The sequence below is a fragment of the Methylotuvimicrobium buryatense genome, from assembly GCF_005931095.1.
Taxonomy (GTDB): domain Bacteria; phylum Pseudomonadota; class Gammaproteobacteria; order Methylococcales; family Methylomonadaceae; genus Methylotuvimicrobium; species Methylotuvimicrobium buryatense.
Window position 1 is genome coordinate 1,398,985 of record NZ_CP035467.1, and the last position, 16,793, is coordinate 1,415,777.

Sequence of the window (16,793 nt, forward strand, 5' to 3'; positions counted from 1 at the left end):
GGGTGTCCGTCAAAGGACGCCGTGAATACGTCCATGTAGGCTCTGTGACAGCATCCCTGCTGTCAAAGCCTTTGCCGAACACCCCGGCGCCTCCATGCGTCAATGCCGAAATTTGAAGTGCGATGGGTATAAATAGACATATTGAGGTTGAGGAGTCTCCGGTACGGGACTTGGGATCCAAATTAATAGGGTTGTTTATGCCTATTTGCTCTCCTCATACTGAAAAATCGTTCAAGTTTGTTGACGGTACGAGAGGCGTGTCTGTGGAGGAATTTGGCTCCTAAATTATCCAAACTCGCCCGGATTTGATCTTAGAAAAAGCATTTCACCATGAAATACATGAAGAATAGAGGTTAATTCAATAGGTTGCTGTGCATTTGCGAAATACTTTTGCTCTCCGGAAAGGTTGCTCAAAATTTATGGATAGCCTCTTAAAATGTTGTATAAACTTCATTTGCTTCATTGCTAAACTGCCGATTTAAGCACTAGATAAACCCGTCTATAGGGTCCACTTTAAGAATTCGCTTTGGGAGTAGCAATAAATGTCTATTAGGCTCTAAACTATTTTCCGCCAAACAAAGTAACTAAAATTTCCTATGAAGGTTTAGCGACAATGCTGATAAGAATTATTAAGAATTTTACTGTTGTTCTATGTTTTTCGCTGTTAACGGCCTGTAGTTCGCCTGAAGAAATCGCGATGGATAGTCAAGCGAAAGGAATTGAACTTTATAATCGAGGTGAATACGCGAAGGCCGAATTAGAGTTAAAAAGCGCAATTCAGCAGGATGCTACTGTCGGCGATGCTTATTACTATCTCGCGCTGGTGAATGAAAAAAATAGGAATTTTAAAAGCATGAAAGATAACTTGATTGAAGCAATCAAGTTAAAGCCTGAGAATCTAGATGCCAAACTACGCTTAGGCAAGGTTTTATTGCTGCTGAATGAAGCCGAAAATGCACTGATTCAAGTTAAGGAAATTTTAGAGCAGGATGCCAATAATGTGGATGCAAAAACCTTGGAGGCATCGATTCTTATCAGGCAAAAAAAAATGTCTGAAGCGTTGCCGATTTTGGACGAGGTGCTAAAGCAAGATCCAATGCATAATGATGCGTTGTCGTTAAAAGCGGCTTTATTGATGGAGGATCAAAATTTTGACGAAGCGCTTTCGTTGATTGAGCCGGCTATCGAGTCGGATCGCGATAATTTGTCATTGCGGTTATTGAAAATCAAAATTGACGCTCAAAATAAAGATATCGATGCTGTCATAGCCGATTATCAAGATCTCATCAGAATTTTTCCGGAAAAGGATGAGCTAAAGTACGCGTTGGCTAAGATCTATTCCGCAGCTAAAAAGAATCAAGAGGCTGAGCGAATGTAATCGTTTAGCCCCCCATCACTAAAAAAGTAGCATCTCCCGTTAAAACATGAAAAGCTATAGGACATGACGTTGAGCGACCGAGACCTTAGCCAAATGGACACGGACTATCTGGATGATTTGCCGGAGGGTGAGTTGCGTCCATTGAGTAAGCAACTGTTGGCGGATCTCAAAGAAGCCCGAGAACGACTCAAACAATCCCCGGATACGAGTTCGCGTCCGCCGTCATCCCGGGAGCCTTGGCAATCGAATCAATCCAGCGCCGAACCGTCGGAAGAAGCGCCGGCAACGGACGACTTGTCGGCACTGGATTCGTCTGAGTCTTCGTCAGATGACTTACCTAGCCAGGACTCGGCAACACCTCCGGCGGCGACCGGTGATAGCGGAAAGCCTAAAAAAGCCGGGCGCCAAGTCGGTAGCCCAGGCTATAGCCGCAACCTGACCTTACCGGTGACACGGACAATTGAGCATCGCCCGGATTGCTGCGCCGCGTGTAGGCAATCGTTTGCCGACAACACCGACTACCGACCCTGGAACGCCCGGTTCGAACTGGAGCTTGAAATCGGCAACGCCGAATCGCCGAAATTACAAATCGAACATAGCCGACATGACTACTTCTCGGCGACCTGTCCCTGCGGTCATCAAACCCGCGCCGAGCCCGGGCGAGGCGCCGACGAAGATGGCTGGAGCGTAGCCCTGAGCGAATGGCATCTGTGCGGCCCTCGGTTGGTTAGCTTTTTGGTTTATCTCTCATTGTCCCTACGGGCATCGCGCAGCAGAATCCAAGCCTATTTGCGCGATTGGCTGGGAATCTACCTCAGCACCAGCACCATCAATCAATGCATTCATGAAGCGGGACGTGCCGTTGCGCCGGTCGTCGACGAGCAGTTGATCGCGGAACTCAAGGCCGCCGGCCTCTTACATATCGATGAAACACCCTGGAAAGAAGCCGGGCAGTTATTTTGGCTCTGGGTCTTTGTCAGCGCACAGACGGTGATTTATCAAGTGGGCAAACGCCATCGTCTCGTCGTGAACCAGCTCTTAGGGGAAGCGTTTTGCGGCTTACTGATGACCGACGGCTACAGCGTCTATCGCATCTTTCCTAGGCGCTTGCGCTGTTGGGCGCACTTGGTGCGCAAGGCCCGAGCACTGTATCAGTGCCTGGATAGCGAAGGACAAGCTTTCGGCGAAGCCTTGTTATTGGCCATGATCCTGTTGATGCGCAACATCCACCGACTCCGCGAATCGCCGCCGGATGCCGAATCCTTATGGGCGCAGAATCAACAGTTGCTGACCTTGCTGCGCTCGCTCTGCGAGACGCACCGAGACATCGCGCATGTTGACAGCCGACAATTAGCCGGCGAATTTCTCAACGATTGGGAGGCCATCGTGCGCGTGGTCGAAACGCCGGCGCATCCATTGACCAACAACGTGGCGGAACGCAGTTTGCGGCACTGGGTATTGCTGCGCAAAATCACCTTCGGTTCGCGGACGGCACAAGGCAGTCGCGTGGTTGCCTTGCTGGCGAGCGTGATTGATACCGCGCGTTTGAGAGACCTGAATCCTTGGGAGTTTATTGCTCAAACACTGGCCGAACGCCGTAAAAACCAACCCGTCCCTCGTTTGCCTATGCCGGTTTTGGCGTGATAGGAACAGGGGGGGGCTAAACGATTACGAGCGAATTCTGACCGAATTGGTCGACCAGCGACCTAATGATGTTCAACAAAAGCTGATTTTATTGGGTTTTATCTATCAAACAGACAGGAATAGAACGGACGAAGTTTTACAAGGCTTTATAAAAAAGAGTCAAGAAACCCCCAAGCACTTGCTGGAATTAGCAAAATGGACTTTGATGGTCAACAACGTAAGTGCTGCGAAACAGCAATTAAAAGAAATTGCCGATAATAAAAACTTTAAACCCGATGTTCGTACCGAAGCCGATTTATTATTGGCGAATATTTATTTTGAGCAAGGAGATTATAAGGCTACCTCAGAAGCGGTTCAGGCTATCTTGAATAAAAATCCAAATCAAATCGGCGCAAAAATCCTTAAAGCGAAAGTGTTGATTCAAGATGGTCAGTTCGAGGAAGCTTCTGCATTATTAAATACAGTGCTCTGGGACATGCCGAATTCCGACGAGGCGATCGTATTAATGGGCAATATTTTTTTACAGCAGGGCGAGTTAGATAAAGCCCAAAAGAACTTTAAAGAAGCACTCGATATTAATCCTGCTAATTTACAGGCCTTATTCCCAGTTGTTGATAAAGCGGTCAAGGAAAATCATCTCGATTATGCGGCACAATTGCTTACAAAAGCATTAGCTAGAATGCCCAATCAGGTTTCGGTATTAAATAAATTAGTGCAGATCAAGATGGTTCAAAGAGATTGGGAGACGGCCGAAGAGTTGATTTCAGCAATGGAGTCGCAACCCAAGTCTATATTCCTGGCTAAGTTTTTAAGAGGCAAGCTATATCAAGAGCAAGGCGACTGTAGCAAAGCCATACCTTTATTCAAAGAAACCCTGTCGAGATATCCGGCTCAAGCCGATAGTCTAACGGAAATGGCTCGTTGTCACGAGATGCTGAAGCAGCGTCCCAAAATGCTTACCTATCTGAATGATTTAATTAAGGATAGCCCGGCAAATATTTCCGCCATTGTGTTGAAAAGCAAGTTGTTGACGTTGGATCGCAAATTTGACGATGCCGTTACCTTGTTAACAAAAGCGATAGACGATTATCCGAATTCGGTCTCGCTGTATTCTGAATTAGCCCGGGCTTACTCACAAAAAAATCAAATAAAAGATGCGCTGAGAATTTATCAACTTGGTTTGGAACGTAATCCAGAGAGTCTTGAGCTTTCTATGTTGCTAGCTGCAACTTATGTTGATCAAAAAAAGTACGATGAAGCGGTTGCGATTTATTATCAAGTCATAGAAAAAAGTCCAAAGCTAGATATCGCTAGGAATAATTTGGCGGCTATTCTATTGGATCATTATGGGCAGCCGGATGATATTGAGAAAGCCGTACAAATAGTTCAGCGGTTTAAGTACAGCGATCAACCTTATTTTATCGATACCTACGCATGGGCTGAATTTAAGGCTGGACGATTAAATCAGGCTTTGTCGATTTTGCAAAAGGTTATCGTTGCCGCTCCTGATGTGCCGGTGTTTAGGTATCATTTGGCATCGGTATATCATGCTCTCGGGAACAAATCCGCAGCATTGTCGGAGTTGAGGCAAGTGATGGAACTTGCAAAATCTAATCAATTCGATCAACTCGATGATGCAAAGAAACTGATGAGGCAATTATCCGGGAAATCCGAATAGCGAAAATAAGTAGCATGTCACTACAAAGTTATATTTAGCATGATTTTTAATCTTTCTAGTTCGATAGCTTAGACCGTAAGCGCAATATTTGTTAAAGCTGGGCTAGGATATAGCGATACGAATAAGGTATAAATTAAAAATATGCTGTAAGTCACCTATAATTGTATGAGAAGGACGCATACACAAACCTGGCTATCGTAACATTTCGACCTACCGCATTGAAAAGTAAGGACTAATTTGGGTGAGCGAAAAAGTAGTAATTGATATGAATGAGCAGAATTCATTGCGTAAGTCTCAAGCGATTTGTGAGCTTCAAGACTTAAGTTATTGCGGAGTCAATTTTATATTAAAATCAAAGACTTATAGTCTCATGTCGCTATGATATTTCAATTATTTTGAGGATTGAGTAAGAGCCTTTTTCGGCATGAGACAAAACCGAGTTATTTTCGATGCACCATTAGAAAAGGCGCGTGTCAGATTTATTTTCAAATCTAGAGTTTAATTGGTATGACAAAAAAAATATTTATCTTATCTCTGTTCTTCTTGCTTTTGTCCGGGTGCGGCTATCCTCCCTTGACCGATGAATCTGAATTGCCTCAGGACTATACCTATAGAATTGGTCCGGGAGACAGTGTGCAGATATTTGTATGGGGTTATCCGGAAATATCGACAACAGCAACTGTTCGACCCGACGGCAAGATAACCACGCCATTGATCGACGATGTCGATGCACTTGGCAGAACGCCTTCCGAATTGGCGCGTGAAATGGAAGTTATTTTGAGCGAATATGTCAGAGACCCTCAAGTTGCTATCATTGTGGGCGGTTTTCAGGGCATTTACGAACAGCAAGTAAAAATTATCATGACCGGTAGCGGCATGGGCGGTGGTATGGGCGGCGGCATGGGCGGTGGCATGGGCGGCGGCATGGGCGGTGGCATGGGCGGTGGCATGGGCGGCGGCGGCATGGGCGGTGGCATGGGCGGCGGCGGTATGGGCGGCGGCGGTATGGGGGGAAGCGGAACCGCTAGAGCTTTTCCCTATAAAAAAGGCATGACCTTACTCGATTTAATGATCCAAGTTGGCGGTCTGGGAATCTTTTCCGATGGTAATAGAGCAAGTATTATTCGAAAAATCGATGATGACGATTATCAATTTGGCGTTCGAATAGATGATTTATTAAGCAACGGCGATTTGTCGGCGAATGTTAGGATAATGCCGGGCGATATTCTGATTATTCCGGAATCCTTTTTCTAAATGGGTATAATTTTTAATAGTTGTATTCCGTATAGACTTCGCGCGAAGTATGGTTTATGTGCGGATTTATTAAGAGGTAGTGTTTAGATATGCAAGAGCAATTTGCTGAAATTCTTTATTATATAAAGGCAACATTCCGATATAAGTGGTTTATCATTATTTCGGCCTGGCTCATTTGTCTTCCCGCTTGGTGGTATATTCTGAATCTGCCCGACAAATACTCGTCTACGGCTCGCGTTCAGGTTGATACCCGAACTATGCTGCGGCCATTGCTGAGCGGATTAGCGATACAGTCTGATGTTAGAGGCATGGTTGCGATCATGAAACAGCTGATGTTTACACGATATCATTTAGAAAATATAGCCAATCTAGCGGGTTTGGATACGAGTGTAAAAACGGAAGGTGAGAAATTAGCCTTAATCAATAAGCTGAAAGATAACATTAAAATAGATGGCGGAAAAAATGATATTTTTTCCATTAGCTATGAGGCAACCGATCCGCTCGAGGCTAAACATGTCGTACAGGCCGTGCTAACGGTTTTTTCCGAGCAAGCGCAAAAAACCGCCTTAGATGATGCGGACTCCACGCAGCGCTTTTTATTGGCTCAAATTCAAGAATACGAACAACGACTTCGAAATGCTGAAAAAGCCAGGGAAAATTTTAAACGCGCGAATGTCGGGATGCTTCCTGGACAAAGCGGCGATCAGGTTGGTCAAATACAAGAATTGAATAGAACGATTGAAGAGGCAAAATTAGCGTTAAAAGAACTGGATTCGCGAAAACAAGTTTTAAAAGAACAATTGGCGGAAGCTCAAGAAAGTGCGGAAGATGAATGGGGTTTGTCGCTTAATGCCAACAAAGCAGAAGATCCAAGGTTAATGGCTCTAATTTCTCAGCGTGATGAATTGTTGCTGAAATATACTCGCAAGCATCCAAGCGTAAAGGTTATTAACGATCAAATTAGGTCTATCCAGAAACGCAAATCGCAAGAAAAAGAGGTGCTCGAAACTGAGGGGTCGGCAGCATCGCATTCTAATCCGTTTGTACAATCCATCAAGGCCTCCCTTAACGAAATCGATGCGCAGATTGCTTCAATTAAATCGAGAATAGAATCCCATGAACAAAAAATCGTTAAACTCGATGATGAGTTTAATCAACGTTTGAATGTTGAAACGGAGATGCAGAATTTGAATAGGGACTATAGCGCGATTAAAAAAAATTACGATACCTTACTGCAAAGAAAGGAGCAGATGAACTTAACAGAAAAGGTTGATGCCGAGGGTACATCACTAAGATTTAAAGTGGCCGATCCGCCCAATAAGCCATTGTCGCCATCCGGGCCGAAAAGAGCCATTCTTTATTCCGCCGCGTTAGGGGGCGGGTTAGTCCTAGGTATTGCGATCGCTTTTTTAGCGGTTTTGATAAAGCCCACTTTTATCGCGTCCAATCAAATCAGAACGATGACGGGGATTCCTGTTTTAGGCAGTGTCTCTATTGTTAGAAATCGTGAGCAGACGAGAAAAATGAGGATGCAAATTGTGCAATACGCGATGGCTTGCGGACTGTTAGTGACTGCATATGCCGGAATCATGGTTTTTAAAGTGTAGAAGTTCGCAATGATATCTTTTGTTCATCAAGTTTGAGCATTGCTAATGAAGTATGATAGGTATATCGAGGACAATAATCAATGGCCTATAGTCTGCGGCGTATTTAATCGGCTTGAAATGTATTAAATAATACCCGGAAGAAATACGGAAGACATTATTTAAATCAATAGCATAGGGTGTGTTTGTAAAATAATTCTGAATAGTCGGTAAAACAGAGTATTATTAATGGAAAAAACATGATGAAATTGATCCGAGGATATCTGGCATGCTACGGAATGATGAGATATTGGAGTAATTAATGAGTATTGAGAAAGCTTTAGAAAAAGCTAGCTTAACCGAGAGTCTCGGCCCTGTGAAAAGGTCTAACTCCACTGTTGATAATCAAACAGAATCGACGCACACCGAAGATGCATTAGATGCTTTTTTCTTAACTGGCGATAATAACGGAAATGCTAAAGCGCACTCTTTAGACGCCGGTGAAAAAAATATCGAACGGTTTAATTGGGAATTTCTACACGAGCATGGTTTTATCGACCCGTCAATCGGCCACATGAAGATTGCGGAAGAATTTAGAAGCATTAAACGGCCCATCATGTCCAATGCACTGGGAGGCATTGAAAAAGGCATCGAGCGATCTAACCTTATTTTGGTTACCAGTAGCGTTCCGGGAGAAGGAAAGACCTTTTCCGCTATTAATTTAGCTATTAGCATTGCGGCCGAGCGCGATAAGCAAGTGTTGTTAATTGACGCGGATGTCGCAAAACCTTCGGTTTCCAGGGTGCTAGGTATCAAAAGAACACCCGGACTCATTGAATATTTGGAAGGTAACAAGATTGATTTTTCGGATATTATTTTGCAGACCGAAATCGCAGGCCTTCGTATCGTTCCGGCTGGAAAAGCGCATCAATTCTCTACCGAGTTGCTCGCAAGTAACAAAATGATTAACCTTTCGAGAGAGTTGAGCGAGCGTTATGCGGATCGTATCGTGATTTTCGATTCGCCGCCTTTGTTAGCGGCTACTCAAGCGGAAGTTTTGTCCAGCATGGTCGGTCAGGTTATTTTGGTGATCGAAGCCGAAAAAACGGCTCAAAATATTGTAATGGAAGCGGTTAAGAAATTGGAGTCCTGCGATGTGGTTCTTGCTTTGTTGAACAAAACGCAAAGGAGCATGGATATGAACTACTACGGATACGGGCAGTATTGATTTTTTATGAAACACCTTAAATTAAGTCGGTTCATTGTCGCTTCGTTCAGCGGTTACTTGATATGGGGTTGTTCAGCTAATGCTTGGGCTTTAAACCTTCGGTTCAGGCCCAGTGTTTTTTTACAAGAAGTTTATTCGGATAATATTAGACTCGCGCCGAAAGGCGAGGAAGAAAGCGCATGGGTAACCGCGATTACTCCCGGTTTTTTTGTTAACGGTCAATCGGGCCGTTATAACCTAAATCTGAATTATCGATTGCAAAGTATTTATAATGCCGGCGGCGATTCCGACATCGATTTGAATCACCAATTACAATTTAACAGCAACTACATCGTTTCTCCGGGACGATTTTTTGTTCAGTCCCGTAGTTCTATCAGTCAGCAAAATATTTCCAACACGCGGATTGTCAGCGATAACTTTACCGGCGATAGAAGCAATACTTCAACTATTTCAACATTTGGGATCGCTCCGACATGGACCCCCAGATTTGGAAGCTATGCTAACGGTATGGCACGAGCTGGATATGATAGGGTAAGTTCCAGCGAAGGTCCCTTGTCCGATACCGATAGCTTTTCGCAAAATGTCATGTTGAATAGCGGCAGGTATTTTTCGAAAGTGGGTTGGCGTTTAAATTTCAATAATAGAATTAATCGAAACAGTAGCGGCGAAGAAATACGTTTTCAGGATTCCAATGCTTTACTGCGCTATATCCTGAATAGGAAATTTAGTCTACTTGCTCAAGGCGGGTATGCAAACAACGATTTTCGGTCGACCACCGGGTTCAGTCGAAACGGCTTTTATTATAACTTCGGCGGACAATGGACACCGAGTCAACGGTTCAGCGTATCGGCGGGTTATGGCAACAACTCTTATGTGACTGTTTTTATTTCACCGTTCCAGCGCCTTCAATGGACGACGACCTATCGTAATAATGATGTCGGTACCAATACCGGCAATGTTTGGCAAACCAATCTGCGTTATTTTACGCCTCAATCAGTCGTAAATTTAACTTATAACGAGGATACTACAACGGTTCAGCAGGTGTTGTTCGAAGAACAAATCATTCCGTTTGAGGATGAGTTCGGTGAGCCTATCAATGATGCAGACGGTAATCCGATTCTTTTTAACATCGCCTTGCCGAATTTGATTGATGATGTTTTTGTCAGAAGAAGAGGGCAGCTTTCGTATTCGTACCGAACCGGTAAAAGCATACTCGGTGCCAATGTCTTCACCGAAAGAAGAACATTTCAAGAGAGTCAAGTCAAGGACGAAGTTTACGGTATCAGAGGATCTTGGATGTGGAATTTTATGCCAAGAACCAATACCTTTTTAAGTTCCGGTTATCAGGTGACCGACACCGACTTTTCAACAGATAATCGCTTCGACGTGGCGTTTCGAGTGCAAAGAAGCATCTTGAGGCAATTGAACGGTAACATTGAATATCGTTATATCAATCAAAGTTCAAACAACAATATCAATAGTTTCGACGAGAATCGCATTACACTGAATTTGATGGCGTTTTTCTAAATTTAAGGGTAACTGGATCTTTCAATGGAGAATAATAAAATAACGAATGCGATGACCGTCGATGTAGAAGATTATTTTCAAGTCTCCGCGTTTGAGAAAGCGATTGCCAAATCCGACTGGGAAACATTGCCGCAACGGGCGGATTACAATACCCATCGGTTCCTGGATTTATTCGAAAAACACAACATCAAAGCGACTTTTTTTACTCTCGGCTGGGTTGCCGAACGGCATCCGGCATTGATACAAAGAATCGTCAAGGAAGGCCATGAACTGGCCTGTCACGGTTATGATCATATTCGAGTCACCGAGCTCGATCCCGAGCAATTTCGAAACGATATCGTCAAAACCAAAAAAATGCTGGAAGATATCGGCGGCCGGGAGGTGATCGGTTACCGGGCGCCGAGTTATTCGATCGGTGCGAGTAATCCTTGGGCGCACAATATTCTGGCTGAAGCCGGATTCCAATACAGTTCCAGCGTTTATCCGGTCAAGCATGATTTATACGGTATGCCGGAAGCGCCGCGGTTTATGTACGAACCGATCGAGGGTAAAAATTTCAAGGAAATTCCGATTACCACGTTGCCATTAGCCGGTAAGAATTGGCCGTGCGGCGGCGGCGGTTTTTTCAGGTTCTATCCTTATTTTTTATCCAAATGGGCCTTCAGCGTCATTAATCAAAAAGAACATCAGCCCGGAATTTTTTATTGCCATCCTTGGGAAATCGACCCCGAACAACCGAGACAGAAAAACGTGAGTTTCAAATCGAAATTCCGGCATTATTTGAATCTCGATAAAATGGAAGGGCGCATCGTCAATCTGCTCCACGATTTTTCTTGGGATACGATGTCGAACGTTTTTCTCAATATCGATAAAGGCCGATGAGCCGCTCTTATTCCTTTACTTCATCAAACAATGCTCAAATTACTGGACTCTGACAACTATAAAAAATGGGACGCCTTCGTAGAGCAGCAAGCGGACGCCACTTTTTTTCATCTATCCGGCTGGAAAGACGTCATAGAACGAGCCTTCGGTCATAAGACATATTTCTACTATATTGAAAAAAACGGTAAGGTCACAGGAATATTACCGTTGTCCCAAATTAAAAGTCCGCTGTTCGGGCATGCCTTGTGTTCGCTATCGTTTTGCGTTTACGGCGGTATAGTCGCCGAGGACGAAGAAAGTTATGCCATGCTCGATCAAGAAGCCTGTCGTTTGGCCGAGCAATTGAATGTCGATTATCTGGAAATGCGAAACCGGGTTCAAAAATTGCCGGAACGTCCCTACAAAGAACTCTATGTAACTTTTCGAAAGACGCTCGATCCGGACTCTGAAAAGAATATGCAGGCGATCCCGCGTAAACAACGTGCGATGATCCGTAAAGGTATCAATGCCGGTTTGGTGAGCGTTATCGATCAAGACGTCGAACGTTTTTATCTAGCGTATTCGGAAAGCGTCAGAAACCTCGGTACGCCGGTTTTTTCCAAAAAATATTTCCAAATTTTGCAGGATGTATTTAAAGATCAATGCGAGATATTGACGGTCGAAAAGGACAGTCAACTGATTGCCAGTGTCATGAGTTTTTATTTTAAGGATGAAATATTGCCTTATTACGGCGGCGGTATCGATCAAGCTAGATCGGTGCAAGGTAACGACTTCATGTATTGGGAAGTAATGCGACGGGCCGTCGACAAAGGCGTAAAGATATTCGATTACGGCCGCAGTAAAATCGGTACCGGTTCCTACCGTTTTAAAAAGCATTGGGGCTTTGAGCACGAGCCGTTATTTTACGAGTTTCATTTGGTCAAGGCTGAACGATTGCCCGATATCAATCCGCTGAATCCGAAATATCGTCTGTTTATCGCGGCCTGGAAACGTTTACCTTTACCGGTCAGCCGGTTCGTCGGACCTTGGCTATCGAAAGATTTGGGGTGATGTATGAGGGAAAATTTATTATTTTTGGTTCATCGTATTCCCTATCCGCCGAATAAAGGCGATAAAATCCGCTCGTTTCATTTTCTTAAGGCCTTATCGCAGCGGTATCAAATCTTTTTGGGTAGCTTCATTGATGATCCAAATGATTGGCAGTATGCCGACACGGTCAAAAATTACTGTCAAGAATCCTGCATCGAATCGTTAGATCCGTTGCAATCCAAAATCAAAAGCCTTACCGGGTTATTGACCGGCAAGGCCCTAAGTCTGCCTTATTACAAGAATCCTAAGCTCCAGCAATGGGTGAATGGCGTCATCGAGCGCCATCAGATTCGCAAAGTGCTGATTTTTTCGTCGGTCATGGGGCAATATGTCCTTAATCGAAAAGATTTGACGCTGATCGCCGATTATGTCGACGTCGATTCGGATAAATGGCGGCAATACGCCGAGAAAAAGACTTGGCCGGAAAGCTGGATCTATCGGCGCGAGTCCGAACGCTTGCTCGAATTTGAGAAGCAATTGATCTCTCAAGCCAAAGCCGGTTTTTTTGTTTCCGAACAAGAAGCTAGTTTATTTAAAACCTTGGCTCCGGAATTCGAGAAACGCATCGGTTCGGTCAATAACGGCGTCGATACCGATTATTTTTCGCCGGATCATATATTCGACTTGCCGTATCGCCCGGAGATCCAAGTATTAGCGTTTACCGGCGCGATGGATTATTGGGCCAATGTCGATGCGGTTAAATGGTTTGCCGAAAAGGTATTTCCGGCCATTCGGAAAAAACACCCCAATACCGAATTTTATATTGTCGGCTCCAAGCCAACCAAGGACGTGTTGGCTCTCGCCCAAATAGCCGGTGTCGTCGTGACCGGTAGTGTGGACGATGTCCGCCCCTTCATTGCCCATGCCGATTTGGTTGTGACGCCTTTGCGTATTGCGCGAGGCATTCAAAATAAAGTGCTGGAAGCAATGGCAATGGCTAAACCCGTCATTGCGACATCAATGGCCATTGAAGGCATTCCTGTTGATGACAGTTTGAATGTCGCGATAATCGACGATGAACAGCCGTTCGCCGATCGAGTTTGTGAGGCGCTTGCCCAGGGTAAGGGAGGCAATCGATCGGAAAACAATAGGCGGTTCGTACTTGAGAATTTCAGTTGGCAAACGTCGACTGACCGATTGATCGAGTTGATTGGTTGATCCTATAAATGGCAATTAGTCCACGAAATACACGAAAAATTTTCTATTTACTCCCTCGTCAAGTCCCCACGGACGCGTTCACCCCATAGGCGCCATTTTAGTGTCTATTCTATGGTGCATTTGTGGCTTTATTCGTCCTATCGACATGGATTGCCGATATCCAGGTTACATGATTGTGAAGCAAAGCATTGCCATCCCTGGCCCTGGATTCCGCCAATCCCTGGAGGAATGACGCGTTTTTCCTTAAGTTGGCGCCTATGTGCGTTCACCCTATGCGGGACGGGTTATGCAACCCGTCCGTAACGTTTCGAATTGGTTTGTCCATGGTCGAAACGAGCAGGACGGGGATACAGACCCCGTCTTGCATAGGCATTTTGAGGCTTCACCAATCCGGTGAAAGCGTTATAGATCCTTCATGCTTCGACTTGGTTCAGCACGAACGATCTACAACACATGCCAATTGCTCTTTTTAGGTTGAACGCTTGGCCAAGGGCAGGGGGGGGGCTAGCAAAGGGAGATTTTTGTCACAGTCAGAACTCTATGTCGTATTCGTTTTCAAGCAACTTGGCATGAGCCGCCGCGAGCCTTGCGATAGGAATTCTAGGCGCCGAACAGGACACATAATCCAGTTTGATATGATGGCAAAACCGGATCGATTCCGGATGTCCGCCTTGTTCGCCGCAAATGCCGACCTTGATGTCGGGTCGGGTTTGTCGTCCGGATTCAACTGTCATTTTCATCAATTGACCGACGCCTTTGGCATCGAGCACTTCAAACGGATTGTCCGCTAAAAGCCCGGATTCATTGTATAGCGGCAGGAATTTGTTTTCGGCGTCTTCCCTGGAAAACGAAAAAGTCGCTTGCGTAAGGTCATTAGTACCAAACGAGAAAAACTCGGCGACACCGGCCAATTTCGACGCACGCGTGCAAGCCCTGACGGTTTCGATCATTGTGCCGAATTTGAACTCCAATTCTATGCCATACTGTTTTTCGACTTCTTTTTGAATCTGATCGACATAGGCTTTGACTTTGATCAATTCCTGAACGGTAATGACCTGTGGCACCATGATTTCGGGCAAAATCGGTTTGCGTTGTTTAATACACAGCGCCGCCGCTTCGAGAATCGAGCGGATCTGCATTTGGTAGATCTCAGGATAGGACATGCCCAGTCTGACGCCGCGATGGCCGAGCATCGGGTTGACTTCGTAGAGCTCTTTGACCTTGCTCAGCATCAGTTCTTTTTTCGCGATCGCTTTGTTGATGACTTCTTCGTTCAGGTGATTGAACGGCGCCGGTAACAAAGCATGAGCCCCCAAGGTATCCAGCGTAACTTGTTGGCCTTGAATCATGATTTTATAGTGATTCAAGGCCCGGATTTCGTCTTCCAATTGTTGTTCGCCGGGCAGGAATTCATGCATCGGCGGGTCCAGCAGGCGGACCGTGACCGGATAAGGCGACATGGCCTCAAAAAGTTCTTGAAAATCGTCTCGTTGAATCGGGAATAGCTTAGCTAAGGCTTCCTGGCGCGCGTCCTTGTTGCCGGCAAGAATCATATCGATGACTAGCGGCAGACGGTCGGAGGCGTTGAACATACGTTCGGTGCGGCACAAACCGATTCCGGTTGCCCCATAACTTGCAGCCAAGCGGGCGCGTTCCGGCGTATCGACATTGGCATGCACTTCCAATTCGGCAACTTCATCGGCCCAAGACAACAGTGTCTTCAATTCTTCCGAAAAGGACGGCTCGATCGTGGGGATTCGGCCTAAATAGATCAAACCGTTGCTGCCGTCGATCGTGATCATATCGCCTTCACGGATATGCAATTCGCCGATGACGGCTTGACGCGAACGGACATCGATTTTGATGTCCTCCGCGCCGGCCACGCAAGCCTTGCCCATGCCTCTGGCGACAACGGCAGCATGCGAAGTTTTCCCGCCGCGGCTGGTCAGAATGCCTTGCGCGGCAAAAAATCCGTGGATATCCTCGGGCTTGGTTTCTTCTCTCAGTAAAATGACTGCTTCGCCCGCACGGCCTAGTTGTTCGGCTGTGTCGGCTTCGAATACGCATTTACCGCAGGCCGCACCCGGCGAGGCCGGTAAACCTTGTGCAACCGCTTCGGCTTTTGCATTAGGGTCGAGTTGCGGATGCAAGAGTTGTTCAAGTAATTCGGGATTGATTCGCAATAAGGCGCGTTTTTTGTCGATTAGGCCTTCGGCGACCATTTCGACCGACGTTCTGACCATCGCGGCCGCATTCATTTTGCCGTTACGCGTTTGCAGGCAATAGAGTATGCCTCGCTCGATCGTGTATTCGTAATCTTGAACCTCTTTGTAATGGGTTTCGAGTTTATTGCGTAATTCGACCAGTTGCCGGTAAAGGTCGGGCATTTCATTGGCAAGTTCGTGGACTGGTTTCGGAGTGCGAATACCGGCCACGACATCTTCGCCTTGTGCATTGACTAAATATTCGCCGTACATTTCATTGGCGCCGGTTCCCGGATTGCGTGTAAAGCCGACTCCGGTCGCGCAATCGTTGCCCATGTTTCCGAATACCATCGTTACGACATTGACCGCGGTGCCGTTGGCCATTTTCGGCGTGATATGGAATTCCCGGCGGTAATCGACCGCGCGTTTGCCCATCCATGAGTTAAAGACCGCTTTTATCGATAGTTCCAGTTGTTCGTAGACGTCTTCCGGAAAGGGTTTTCCGGTTTCCTCGTGAACCACTTGAAGGAACAGTTCGCTGATTTGGCGTAAATGTTCGGCGTCGAGACCGACATCGGCTTTAATGCCGGCTTGTTTCTTGATGGCATCGAAATGATGATCGAATTTTTCGTCGTCGATACCTAGCGCGACCTTGCCGAAGAGTTGAATAAAGCGCCGATACGCGTCATAGGCAAAACGCGGGTCGCCGGTTTGATCAATCAAGCCGGTCAGAGTTTGTTTGTTGAGCCCGAGGTTCAAAATCGTATCCATCATGCCGGGCATCGATATCGCCGAACCGGAACGGACAGAGACCAATAAAGGGTTGTCGCGGCCGCCGAATTGTTTTTCAGTTTGCGTTTCGACTTCGGCAATATGGGTTTTGACTTCGTCCATTAAGCCGTCGGGCAAGCGCTGATTGTTCAGATAGTCCAGGCAAGCAACAGTAGTTATCACGAAACCTGGCGGAACATTGAGACCGATTTGCGTCATTTCGCAAAGATTCGCACCTTTGCCGCCTAGCAGCATTTTGTTTTTGCCGTCGCCTTTTTGAAACGAGTAGATATATTTTTCAGTCATGGTAGATCCGTATTTGAGCTGATGGAAAAAAGAGGGGGTCTTTAAGGATTTCGTGATAAATAACGTCCTGGAGCTATGAGTTTTGCTGAGG

The 16,793-nt window shown here is 45.8% G+C and carries 11 protein-coding genes; 10 read left to right on the forward strand and 1 reads right to left on the reverse strand.

Annotated elements, in window-relative coordinates:
• The first annotated feature begins 613 nt into the window (after positions 1 to 613).
• The 10 genes from EQU24_RS06385 to EQU24_RS06430 all read left to right on the forward strand — a co-directional run bounded on the left by EQU24_RS06385 (position 614) and on the right by EQU24_RS06430 (position 13,421).
• Complete coding sequence (locus EQU24_RS06385; protein WP_083877681.1) at positions 614 to 1,378, forward strand: tetratricopeptide repeat protein; 765 nt, start codon at positions 614 to 616, stop codon at positions 1,376 to 1,378.
• Positions 1,379 to 1,441: 63 nt separating this feature from the next.
• Entirely contained in the window at positions 1,442 to 3,022 is a 1,581-nt protein-coding gene (gene tnpC, locus EQU24_RS06390) for an IS66 family transposase (RefSeq protein ID WP_040575330.1), read from the forward strand.
• Between the two features lie 46 nt (positions 3,023 to 3,068).
• Positions 3,069 to 4,700: a tetratricopeptide repeat protein gene (locus EQU24_RS06395; RefSeq protein WP_020480923.1), complete on the forward strand. Its 1,632-nt coding sequence runs from the start codon at positions 3,069 to 3,071 to the stop codon at positions 4,698 to 4,700.
• A 507-nt stretch (positions 4,701 to 5,207) separates the two neighbouring features.
• Positions 5,208 to 5,954, forward strand: a complete 747-nt coding sequence (locus EQU24_RS06400) for a polysaccharide biosynthesis/export family protein (RefSeq protein ID WP_017840286.1) — start codon at positions 5,208 to 5,210, stop codon at positions 5,952 to 5,954.
• Positions 5,955 to 6,043: 89 nt separating this feature from the next.
• Positions 6,044 to 7,561 (forward strand): XrtA system polysaccharide chain length determinant, encoded by a 1,518-nt coding sequence (locus tag EQU24_RS06405; RefSeq protein WP_017840285.1) that lies wholly within the window; start codon positions 6,044 to 6,046, stop codon positions 7,559 to 7,561.
• A gap of 298 nt (positions 7,562 to 7,859) precedes the next feature.
• Complete coding sequence (locus tag EQU24_RS06410) at positions 7,860 to 8,765, forward strand: XrtA-associated tyrosine autokinase (RefSeq protein WP_017840284.1); 906 nt, start codon at positions 7,860 to 7,862, stop codon at positions 8,763 to 8,765.
• A 6-nt stretch (positions 8,766 to 8,771) separates the two neighbouring features.
• A complete protein-coding gene (locus EQU24_RS06415; protein ID WP_017840283.1) occupies positions 8,772 to 10,292 on the forward strand; it encodes a TIGR03016 family PEP-CTERM system-associated outer membrane protein in 1,521 nt (506 codons plus the stop codon).
• 24 nt (positions 10,293 to 10,316) lie between these two features.
• A complete protein-coding gene (locus EQU24_RS06420) occupies positions 10,317 to 11,174 on the forward strand; it encodes an XrtA system polysaccharide deacetylase (RefSeq protein WP_017840282.1) in 858 nt (285 codons plus the stop codon).
• 30 nt (positions 11,175 to 11,204) lie between these two features.
• A complete protein-coding gene (locus EQU24_RS06425) occupies positions 11,205 to 12,224 on the forward strand; it encodes a FemAB family XrtA/PEP-CTERM system-associated protein (protein ID WP_017840281.1) in 1,020 nt (339 codons plus the stop codon).
• 3 nt (positions 12,225 to 12,227) lie between these two features.
• Positions 12,228 to 13,421 (forward strand): TIGR03087 family PEP-CTERM/XrtA system glycosyltransferase, encoded by a 1,194-nt coding sequence (locus tag EQU24_RS06430; RefSeq protein ID WP_017840280.1) that lies wholly within the window; start codon positions 12,228 to 12,230, stop codon positions 13,419 to 13,421.
• A 530-nt stretch (positions 13,422 to 13,951) separates the two neighbouring features.
• On the opposite strand, the gene ppdK is transcribed toward EQU24_RS06430, so the two are convergent.
• A complete protein-coding gene (gene ppdK, locus EQU24_RS06435; protein WP_017840279.1) occupies positions 13,952 to 16,702 on the reverse strand; it encodes a pyruvate, phosphate dikinase in 2,751 nt (916 codons plus the stop codon).
• Positions 16,703 to 16,793: the final 91 nt, after the last annotated feature.